The 10074-nt window shown below is 67.9% G+C and carries 11 protein-coding genes and 1 pseudogene; 7 read left to right on the top strand and 5 right to left on the bottom strand.

Translation table 11 applies throughout. The features are described 5' to 3' along the window. Window positions 1-390: 390 nt before the first annotated feature. The 4 genes and pseudogenes from VK501_RS09365 to queE all read right to left on the bottom strand — a co-directional run bounded on the left by VK501_RS09365 (window position 391) and on the right by queE (window position 2828). A complete protein-coding gene (locus VK501_RS09365; protein WP_324336928.1) occupies window positions 391-798 on the bottom strand; it encodes a hypothetical protein in 408 nt (135 codons plus the stop codon). A 45-nt stretch (window positions 799-843) separates the two neighbouring features. Then, window positions 844-1434, bottom strand: a pseudogene (locus VK501_RS28735) (HNH endonuclease); the annotation flags it as partial. 387 nt (window positions 1435-1821) lie between these two features. Then, complete coding sequence (gene queD / locus VK501_RS09360; RefSeq protein WP_414641168.1) at window positions 1822-2178, bottom strand: 6-carboxytetrahydropterin synthase QueD; 357 nt, start codon at window positions 2176-2178, stop codon at window positions 1822-1824. Between the two features lie 5 nt (window positions 2179-2183). After that, a complete protein-coding gene (queE, locus tag VK501_RS09355; protein ID WP_324336924.1) occupies window positions 2184-2828 on the bottom strand; it encodes a 7-carboxy-7-deazaguanine synthase in 645 nt (214 codons plus the stop codon). A 162-nt stretch (window positions 2829-2990) separates the two neighbouring features. On the opposite strand from queE, the gene VK501_RS09350 reads away from it, so the two are divergent. The 6 genes from VK501_RS09350 to VK501_RS09325 all read left to right on the top strand — a co-directional run bounded on the left by VK501_RS09350 (window position 2991) and on the right by VK501_RS09325 (window position 7689). Further along, complete coding sequence (locus tag VK501_RS09350) at window positions 2991-3833, top strand: hypothetical protein (RefSeq protein WP_324336922.1); 843 nt, start codon at window positions 2991-2993, stop codon at window positions 3831-3833. A gap of 233 nt (window positions 3834-4066) precedes the next feature. Then, the gene (locus VK501_RS09345) at window positions 4067-4285 is read left to right on the top strand and encodes a hypothetical protein (protein WP_324336920.1); all 219 of its coding nucleotides are present in this window, start codon (window positions 4067-4069) and stop codon (window positions 4283-4285) included. Beyond that, window positions 4282-5475 carry a PfkB family carbohydrate kinase gene (locus tag VK501_RS09340; protein ID WP_324336919.1) on the top strand — a complete coding sequence of 398 codons (1194 nt, stop codon included), beginning with the start codon at window positions 4282-4284 and terminating at the stop codon, window positions 5473-5475. The genes VK501_RS09345 and VK501_RS09340 overlap by 4 nt, the downstream gene beginning before the upstream one ends. Before the next feature lies 1 nt (window position 5476). Beyond that, a complete protein-coding gene (locus VK501_RS09335; protein ID WP_324336918.1) occupies window positions 5477-6070 on the top strand; it encodes a 7-cyano-7-deazaguanine synthase in 594 nt (197 codons plus the stop codon). Then, window positions 6067-7041: a hypothetical protein gene (locus VK501_RS09330; protein ID WP_324336916.1), complete on the top strand. Its 975-nt coding sequence runs from the start codon at window positions 6067-6069 to the stop codon at window positions 7039-7041. The genes VK501_RS09335 and VK501_RS09330 overlap by 4 nt, the downstream gene beginning before the upstream one ends. A gap of 177 nt (window positions 7042-7218) precedes the next feature. After that, on the top strand, window positions 7219-7689 hold the full coding sequence (locus VK501_RS09325) for a hypothetical protein (RefSeq protein ID WP_324336913.1): 471 nt from the start codon (window positions 7219-7221) through the stop codon (window positions 7687-7689). 31 nt (window positions 7690-7720) lie between these two features. Here the strand turns inward: VK501_RS09325 and VK501_RS09320 are convergent, their stop codons facing one another. Next, window positions 7721-8374 (bottom strand): hypothetical protein, encoded by a 654-nt coding sequence (locus VK501_RS09320; RefSeq protein ID WP_324336911.1) that lies wholly within the window; start codon window positions 8372-8374, stop codon window positions 7721-7723. Between the two features lie 68 nt (window positions 8375-8442). Here VK501_RS09320 and VK501_RS09315 point away from each other — a divergent pair, with 68 nt between their 5' ends. Continuing rightward, a complete protein-coding gene (locus tag VK501_RS09315; RefSeq protein ID WP_324336910.1) occupies window positions 8443-9417 on the top strand; it encodes a nucleotidyltransferase domain-containing protein in 975 nt (324 codons plus the stop codon). The last annotated feature ends 657 nt before the right edge of the window (window positions 9418-10074 follow it).

Genomic DNA, 10074 nt, shown 5'->3' with positions numbered 1-10074 from the left:
TTCGTTCTGCGCCGACAGTGCAAGCAGCACCTCGACAACAGCGTCGCGGCCCTGCCCATAGATCGCCTCGGCCTCGGCCCGCTCCACACCACAAGGTTCGACAACCCGGCGTTATGTCCCCCAACCCAACTGAACACCTACCGAAGTCCCTGGCCGTCCAGGCATAATGGCCGTCGCGGTTGATGAGCACGACTAGGGTCGGTCGACGATCGGCCAGCACCTCCTCCACGTCCGCGCGCAGCACGTAGTCACTCCTGACGGGCACGACCGTTATGGGGCTCAGTCGCTTGCGCACGAGCGCGACCTCCCGCTCGTCGATTACCGCGGCGTCATCGACGTGGCTGTGGCTGACGATCTTCTGCGCGAACCAGTCGACCGGGTACGAATCGATCATTGCGAGCGCTCCGAGAAGATCCCCTCGACGGCCGCCGGGAACCGCTTGGCGGGTGCCAGCAGGGGATCGCCGCGGTGCTTGGCGGCGAGGTCGCGCGTGTGGGCGCGCAGCTGCGACGCGGCGCGGCGATCGGCGTCCGTGGCGAGGGACCGGTTGAGCTCCACGATCGACACCACCAGTTCGTTGCGCGGAACAATCTCGGTCAGCACGACATCGCGCCACTTCACCGCGCCTTCGGTGTTGGGAAACGACCCGTCGTGCTCGTCGGGACCAAACTGCTCGAACGTGTCCCGATTCGCGCTCAGGACCGCCTCGACGGCGGCACGAGCGTCGGCGCGATTCGCGAAGGTCACGAGGCCGCCTATCCAAGCCACTGCGGCCGCGCGGGCGAACTTGAGGTCCACCAGCGTCGCGGCCGGCCACTCCTCCGGCGCGCGATCGACCTTGGTGTGACATGTCGGACACAGGAGCACGAGGTTCGCCGGGTCGTCGACTTCGACATCGTCTCGAGAAGCCGCTCGCCGCGGACCAGCCGGGGAGTGCGCGACGATGTGCGCCCGTTCGGCGATCGGGATCGACCGGCCTCCCACCGTCGTGGGGAACAGCGAGGTCTGACACAGCAGGCATGTGCCGGCCGAGTCGACGAACAGCTGCCGGTCCTGGTCCCTGGTGAGGCTCGCCCGCCCGCTGCTGCACGCCACGACGAAATTATGCCGTGGAGGCCCGAGGCGGGATGCAGGTCGTACACGAACCACGCGCCGACGGCGGATCCGACGCGCGCTTCCGCTTCCCCGTGAAGGCGACACCGCCTCCCAGTTCGGCGCCCGGGCGGACCACGACTTGCGCCCGTTGCCGCGCGGCCGTCTGCAGAAATTGGACCGCAAATTGGACCGCAAGCCTCGCGCCACACCCGCCTCAGCCCACGAAAAAGGCCCGCATTTGCGGGCCTTTCTTGTCGATCGGGGAGACAGGATTTGAACCTGCGACCGCCCGGCCCCCAGCGAATCCTGGTGCGTTCTGCTGGGGTGAAATCCCAGCATTCATAGGGGTTGAGGGTAGCTGAGTTGCGGTGAGTTGGAGGCGGCTTGGACCCCGTTGTGGACCCCGAACACGTCCCCTAGCGAGCCGAACGCGTAGCGAGCTGGCGGCTCTGGCGCACGGATCGCTAGACGACCGGGCTGACCGCAGTCCGCCCACAAGTTCACCAACGGACGGCGCAACGCCGGCTGAGCGACGGCGGAACGCTAAGCGACTTTCACTGGTCGTTATCAGTAAATCCGGTCCGGGCGGCCGATCCGCCCGTGCGGGTCGCTGCGGGACCATGCGCGCCGCGCGCCTGGCGGTCATTCCCCTGCTGTATGGAGGTGTTCCGCGCGTGCCCGCTCCCAAGTCATGTGAGCGTCCACGGGCAGCGGCGAGGCGCGACATCATCCGCGAAAGGCGCACGCCGATCGCGGCGTCTCGCGAACGATCACCGTCGACAAGCCCTCAAGCCGCGGCTTGACGTTCTGCCAGATCCAACGGGCGAGCGCCTCGGACGTCGGATTGGCGAGCCCCTCGATGTCGTTAAGCAGTTGATGGTCCAGCGCTGCGCGGAGCGGATCGGCGACCGCGTCGATGTCGGCGAAGTCGATCACCCAGCCAGCAGCCTCGTCGATCTCGCCGCTGACGCGAAGCTCGATCTTGTAGCAGTGGCCATGCACGCGCCGGCAACGATGGCCCTCGGGAGCGTTGGGCAGGAAGTGGGCGGCCTCGAACCGGTAGGTGCGCCTGAGCTCAAACATGTCGCTCATCGCAGGCCGACCAGCTTGTGGGTCTGGAGCGTCAGCCGCCACGGCGGGTGCTCAAGGCAGTACCGGACAGCCGCCATCGTGTTGGCGTCGCGCTCGGCACCGTCCATCGGCTGGATCGAGTGGTAGGTGAAGTCCATCTCACCCAGTGCATCGAGATCCAGGTTGGCCTGCGGGAAGACGACCTTCAGCTCGTCCCCGACACGCACAGCCAGCTCGGCGGCCGCCTTCGGCGACACGCACACCCAGTCCAGCCCATCCGGGAGCGGCCTGGTGCCGTTGGTTTCCACGGCCAGCTTAAAGCCTCGCGAGAGGAAGGCGTCAACGAGCTCGCCATCGAGCTGAAGCGTCGGTTCGCCTCCGGTGCAGACCAGCCACGCCCCGCGCTCGCGCGCCGGCAGCGAGCCCGGCCACAACGCCGCGGCGGCGTCGGCCAGCGCCTCCGGAGTCTCGTACCGGCCGCCGCCCGGCCCGTCGACGCCCACGAAGTCCGTGTCGCAGAACGAGCACACTGCGCGCTGGCGGTCGGCCTCGCGGCCGTTCCACAGGTTGCAGCCGGCGAAACGGCAGAACACGGCTGCCCGGCCGGCGTGCACGCCCTCGCCCTGCAACGTGTAGTACAGCTCCTTGACCGTGTAGGGCATCGGCACAAGACTCGCCGCTGCATAGGACGTAACGCTGGCAGGATGCCGGCGCACGGCGGCGAACCTGTCGCTAATCGGACCGCAGCGCGCCGGGAGGTCCCCGGCCGGCGATGCAACCTGGCAGCGTGCCGGTCAGCGGCCGCCCTAGATCGCCGTACCCTTATGCCCTCCTCGCTGTCCGCCGCGCCCACATCCGCGCCCGCCGCAACCTTCCCGCCCCCGGTCGCCTTACGCGGCCCACAAGCCGATCCCGCCAGTCGGCCGCAGACCCGGACAGTCCCTTGCGCGGCGGAGCCGCTCGGCGAGCGCGTCGAGATCACGGTCGATGGCCAGCACCTCGCCTTCGACTGGGGCCATCCGTGGCAGCTGGGCACAGCGGCCTTTTGGGCCGAGCTGACCCGCCGCCAGCCCCGAAGCGGCGGCCACCAGCTCGGCGAGACGTTGGCTGATGAGCTCGCCGCTTGCATGCTCGGCGGCTTCGGCATACCGGCCGCCGTGGGGCTTGCCGCCTTCGACGCCGTCCGGGACGCGGGCCTGCTCGACCGCCCGCCGTCCGTCGCCGAGATTGAGCGCGTTCTGACCGCGCCCTTAATGGTGGCCGGCGCGCCGCGGCCGATGCGCTACCGGTTCGCCCGCCAGCGCGCCCGCCGGCTGGCCTCGGCGCTCGCGCAGCTGGACGCAAGCCGGCCGCCGGAAGATCCGGTGGCGCTGCGCGACTGGCTGATGCTGCTGCCCGGCGTCGGCCCCAAGACCGCTTCCTGGGTCGTGCGCAACCACTGCGCGTGCGACGAGGTGGCGATCATCGACATCCACATGCACCGCGCGGGCCTCGCGGTCGGCTGCTTCTCGCCGGCCTGGCGGCTGCCGCGGGACTATTGGCGCTTCGAAGATGCGTTCCTCCAATTGGCGGCCCTCGGGCGGGTCTCAGCCGCCGATCTTGACGCCTGCGTCTGGCACCACATGCAGGCGCTCGGCGCCGCGCAGCAGCTGCTGCTGGCTCGCTAGCAGCCTCGACGCTGCACGCCCCTGTCGCACGCTCTACTTGCTGGCATGGCGTCCACCGCTGGGCGTACGCTCAGCGCTCTACCGATGAGCGAGCATGAGGTCAGCCTGAGATGAGTGGCAGTGGTGGCGGCGGCGGAGGGGGCGGCGGCTTCGGTGGGCCTGACCGCGGTACGCGGTGCGCGCAGCTGCGTTTCAACACGACAGTGGCTACGCCGCAGCCACAGGCGGTCGCGGTGCTGTCGATCGGCGAGCGCCTGGACGTGGTCCTTCGACCAGGCTCGGGCGGCGTCCCGCCGGTCGTGGAACTGCGCCGCAACGACGGCACGGTCGTCGGCGGCCTGCTGGACCGGCTCACCGAGGTGCTTCGCTGCCTCCAGGACGGCTTCAGATTCGTTGCCGAGGTCCTGTTGATTTCCGGCGGGGCCGTCCGCGTGCGGGTCCAGCCTGCGTGATCGTCGTCGGCGGCACCTACTCCGAGTTGTGCCGGGAGCCCGGGCCGGACGGCGTCACGAGCACGCTTGGGGGCTCGGGGCTGCGGGCCGCCGCAGCGCTGCGCGGCGTCTGCCCCGAGGTGACCCTGCACAGCGCCATCGACGAGCGCACCGAAGAGGAGGCGTTGATCGTTGCAGAGACCCTGGGCCTCGACGTTCGCTGGCGCCAGCGGGCGGAGCCGGTGGCGTTCCGTTACTGGACGCCGCTCTCGGCGCCCACCATCGACGGGCCCAACGCCGCTGCCGAGCGCATCGAAGTCGACGGGGACTCAGCGCTGGTCTTCGGCATGATCGAAGGCGGGCCGCACGCGCAGGCTGATGGCCTGGTCTTCGACCCGCAGCAGCCGCGCAACCTGGGCGCCCTGAACCTCGACGGGCTGAGCGCCCGGCGCCTGGCGGTCGTGGCCAACGCGGCCGAGACACGGGCGATGACCGGCGAGAAGGATCTGCATGTGGCCGCCCGAGCGCTGCGCGAGCGCTCAGGCGCCGACGTGATTGTCACGAAGCGCGCGGCGCGCGGCGCCCTGGTGACCACTGCCGACGCCCAGGAGATGGTCGGCCCGTGGCCGACGCGGCGCGTCTGGCCGATCGGCTCCGGCGACGTGTTCGCCGCTGGCTTCGCATGGGCCTGGCTTGAAGGCGGCGCCGACCCGATCGAGGCCGCCCGCGCCGGCTCGTTCGCGGCGTCGCGCTGGTGCTCGGACCGCAACCTGGACCTCAGGCCCGAGGACTTCGAGCCCGGCGACGGTCAGCTGGATACCAGCGACGGGCGGGTCTATCTCGCCGCCCCGTTCTTCGACTTGGGTCAGCGGTGGCTGGTAGAGCTGACGGCCGATGCCCTATCGGGGCTGGGCGGCGAAGTCTTCTCGCCCTTTCACGACATCGGCATCGGCGACGACGAAGTCGCGCAGGCTGACATCGACGGACTCAAAGGCTGCACGGCGCTGCTGGCCTTGCTGGACGACACCGACGCCGGGTCGGTATTCGAAGCCGGCTGGGCCAACCACCACGGGCTGCCGATCGTCGTGTACACCGAGCAGCCCGATCGGGAGGACCTCAAGATGCTCCGCGGCACCGGCGCCGAGTTGCACACCGACCTGCCGACCGCTGTCTACCGCGCCCTCTGGGCGTCGATGGGCATGGCGCTGTGACATGGAGCTGCTGGTGCTCTCCGGCGGGCTGGAGTCCACGGCACTGGCGGCGATGCGCCGGCCGGCGCTGACGCTGACCATTGACTACGGGCAGCGGCCCGCTGCGGCCGAAGTGACTGCCGCAGCTGCAGTCTGTCGGCAGCTGGGCCTCAGCCACGACGTCCTGCGTGTCGATTGCGCGGCCCTGGGCAGCGGCCTGCTCGCCGGCCAGCCCGCGAACGGCGGCGCCCCATCGCCGGAATGGTGGCCTTACCGCAACCAGCTCCTGGTGACGCTCGCGGCCGGCTGGGGGCTGCCGCGCGGCGCGAGCAGCATCGTCGTCGGTTCGGTGCTCGGCGACGGCGAGCGCCACCGAGACGGGACTGCCGAATTTTACGAGGCGCTCGACCGTCTCGTGGCAATGCAGGAGGGCGGCCTGCGGGTGCTGGCGCCGGGCGTGGACATGACCAGCGACCAGCTTGTTACCGCTTCGGGCGCTGGCGACGAGGTCCTGGGGTGGACACACTCCTGCCACGTGACCGACATCGCCTGCGGCGCCTGTCCGGGCTGCCACAAACGCCGGGAGGTTCTCGGACGGCTGGGAAGGCTTCGGTGACGCCGCTGACCGTTCGTCTCGAAGGCGGCGAGGTCATCGCCTCCGACGACAACGGCCGCACCGCCCGCCTCGATGGCGACATCGGGCAGCAAATCCTCGAGGCTTGGCAACGGGCTGAGCCCAAGCAAGGCCCGGACCTCCCGTCAGCCGGAGCGCTCACGGCCATCGGGGAGGCACAGCGGCTGCGTCCGCACCTGACGGCGGAGGTGCCCGACTGGCGCGCCAACTACGACGGGCCGCGGGTCGCGCTCGGGGCGCACGCGTCTGAGGCTTCCCGTCCCCTGGCAGAAATTCTCGCCGGCCGCAGATCGCAGACAAGCTGGTCAACGCCGCTCGCCGGGGACGTGGCCGCGGCGCTCATCCGCACCGGTCGCGTGGCCGGGTGGCGCGACGGTCCCGACGGCTACGTCGTCTCCCAACGCCCCGCTCCCTCCGCCGGCGGCCGCCACCCCCTGGACCTCGAACTGTGGGCCGGCGACGTCAGTGGCCTTGTGCCCGGCCGCTACAGCTTTGACCCGCTGACCTGCGAGCTCGTCCTCACCGACTCATCGCCGGCCGACGGCCTGGCGGAGCTGGGCCGGATCGTGGGCGCTGCCGAGCCGCCACCTGCGGCCATCGTCGCCGTCGCGCAAACCCAGCGAACGCTGAGCCGCTACCCGGCCGGCATGTCGCTGATCTGGCGGGATGCCGGCGTGCTGCTCGGCTTCCTGCACCTGTGCTGCGCCGACCTCGGACTGGCTTCCTGCATCGTCGGCAACTGCGGCGTCCTCGTCCACCGACGATCACCGCTCGTGGTCGACGTCGGCAGCGTCGTGCTAGGAGGGCCGCCGCTCGGGGACCCCCGGCCGGTTGCTGAGAATGGGCCCGGCTCTGCACGCCTGGGGCCCAACGACCTTGCTGCTCACGCGGTTGTCGTGGATCTCTCCCGCGACATACGTCCCGCGGATGCTCGACGCCGGCACCCGAGCTGAGGCACACCCGAACCAAGCGGAACCAGAGTCACGAGACGCGAACCGACGCCATTCGTACGATCGCCTAGTACGGCGCTCCGGCGCGGGACATGCAGGGCCACACCCGACGACGGCTTAGTCGACACACAGACAGCTACCCACTCAAGACAAGAGTTTGATCGAGAGGCGCCGAACTACATGAGCGAACCAATCACCCCGCTACAGAAGCTCGATCGTCTACGTGATCAGGAGAAAGCCGAGCGGGATGAGCGACGTGGCCTCGAGACGCGAGCATCGGCATCCATTGCGGCGCTTCTAATCGCCACCGGCTTGGCAATCAACTCGCATCCGGCGATCGTCGAGGGCTACGCCATCGCAGCCGGCATTCTCGTCGCCCTGGCGTTTCTCGCCAGCTTCTATCCGCTTATCGGGCTCCACACCGTCGAGTCATCGTCCGTCTATGAGGCGGTCAAAGAGGCGATCCGAGCCAACGAACGACCTGTGTTGCCCTACCCTGCGGACAATCCAGCGGACGAACTTGAACGCCAGCACCGCCGCGCCCAAAAACTTGTGGAAGCGAATGTCACCGCCGTGTCTTTCCTGCGGCTCGCCGGTCTTCTGTCTGTTCTCGCCGCCTACAGCGTCCTGTCCGGCCTAGCGCTTGCGTAGGAGGGCGACAGGAACCGAAGCAACCCCGAGATCAAACGATTGGAACCACTCTCTCCGCAAGCCAGGACGGCGCTGCTGATGAGCGATGCCGCTGTCTGCGTCGCTGGCTTAGCGACCATTCGAAGATGTTCGCGAAGAGTTGGCCCTGTTCGACCGCGTCATCCAGAGCATCGTGTGTGTGAGGCGTCGATGCCCTCAGAAAGCTCGGCATACGCGATTTGTCGGCCTCATCGAAGACGGTCCCCGCACAGGCCAAGAAGAACGACCTGATGTCGAGACATGATGAATGGCCGAACGGCGAGCCATGCGCGGCATATCGCTGGAAGTACCAGTAGAGGAAGGACCAATCGAAGGCGACCGGGTAGGCGACTAGCACTGCTCGTGCGGATCCAACTTGCTCGCGCACCCATGCGCTGGCCTCATCCATCGCTTGCTTCGGGCTAGCCCCATGCTCGCGTAGGTAATCGCGATCCAAACCGTTGACGGCGAGCGCGTCCGGCTCGAAGTCTTCGGCGATCGGCTGCAACTCCCGTACAAACACGGCGCTCCGATCAGCGACGCGCTCGAAAGACCGACCGTCGTAATGGCCAACAACGGTCATCGCGAAGGACAACATCGAATATGGCCCGGGAATTGGTCCGTCGGTTTCGACGTCAGCAGAGATGTATACGTCGGGGCGGGGCACCGTCGGAGTATGCGTCACGGAGCGGATGTTGTCGAAGCTGCATCGGCGTCCACCCTTATGCTCCGCCCGTGCACGATCGCCGGAGCTTTTCCCAGGACCGACTTGCAGCGCTATCTGAGGAGCTCGAACCCGTACGCGACATCTTGGATTCGAACGGTCTCTGCGTCTACGCCACCGGTTCCTACGGACGCCTTGAGGCTGGACCGGATTCCGACATCGACTTGTTCTTCCTCCACGACGCGGGGCGAGACGTAGAGTTCCCGTACACCGAACTGGTCCTCGTCATGGCGCGGCTGATTGAGGCTGCGAAGGACCTAGGGTTCCCGCCATTTACGCGGCACGGGAGGTTCCTGACGGTCCAGAGCGTGGCGACAGTGGAGGAGGTTCTCGGATCTCCGGAAGACGACTCGCTGAACGCCTTCACCGCGCGATTGTTGCTGCTGCTCGAGAGCCGGCCCGTCAGCGACGAGCGTCCTTATCGCGGGCTGCTGGAACGAGTGTTGTGCTTCTACTACCGCGACTTCGAAGACCACGCGGAGGACTTCGTTCCTGTCTTCCTACTGAACGACATTTTGCGATTCTGGCGCACCCTCACGCTCAACTACGAGCACCATCGGCTCAAAATCCTCCAGCTCGCCGGGGCGGAGCGTGAACGCAAGAAGGCTGATAGCGCTCTCAAGAACTACAAGCTGAAGGTAAGCCGCCTCACCACCTGCTTCTCAATGGCGGCGCATCTCGGGTCCTCGCCGGTGCCCGTGACCCTTGATGAGGTTCTGCGCCTGTGCGAGCTCACGCCTCGCGAGCGCCTCGCCGAGCTCGGCGCATCGAATGCAAGCGCTGCGGATGTCGTGCGGCAACTCGAGGAGCGGTATGTGGCCTTTCTCGATGTCACGCAGCGGCCCGAGGCGGAGGCTGTCGACCAGTTTCTTGACCCAGACGAGCGCAAGCGGGCGCTTGACGAGGCTCGCGGATACGGCGACCTCATCTTTGAGCTTGTCACTCTTGTCTGTCCCCCCGAGCGGATGCGGTACTTCGTCGTCTGACCAGCGATCGAACTCGCTCTCTGTCTGAGGCCATAGCTGCGCCCATTTGTTAGAGCGTCACACGTCCGCCGACGGCCGTCACCGTCGCCGAGACTCCACTGCAAGGACCGGCACACACTTGCACCAAGTGCTACATGTTGACGCGTAACGCGTACGAGGGTGACGGGCGGGCCTCGTCGACTGAGGCTTTATGGGACGACGATCACGGAGGCGTGGGGGCGACCTCGGGCAACCACGACGGGCCGCGTCGCGAATCGCTCGCGTCGGCGTCGATGACGAGACGTGGAGGGAGTTTCGCTCGGTCATCGGCGATCGCTCGGTCGCGGAGGTACTCGCCCTGTACGTCGAGCTCGAGGTTGCGCGGGCTCGGCGACAGGTCGCGAACCGAGAGTCGGTCAGCGAGCGCGAGCTGGTGGATGCGCTCGAACGCGCGCGCAGTACAGCCGAGACGCTCGACCGAATCGTCCGACGTCTAGAGGTGAGGCTGCCGAGACGGGGCTAGTGGAATTCCCCCGCTTTCGTGGACATCGTCTGACTGAGTTGACTCGGTCGGGAAGGATGTCTGTTGATGCCGAAGATCCCGCCGTATTCCGAGGCGTTCAAGCGCGAGGCGGTGGGGCTGTTGCGCAGCAGCGGCCGGCCTGTGCCGCAGTTAGC

The organism is Baekduia sp., assembly GCF_035318805.1.
Classification (GTDB): Bacteria; Actinomycetota; Thermoleophilia; order Solirubrobacterales; family Solirubrobacteraceae; genus Baekduia.
Note: the sequence above shows the minus strand (reverse complement) of the source record. Positions and strands in the feature narration are given on the sequence as shown.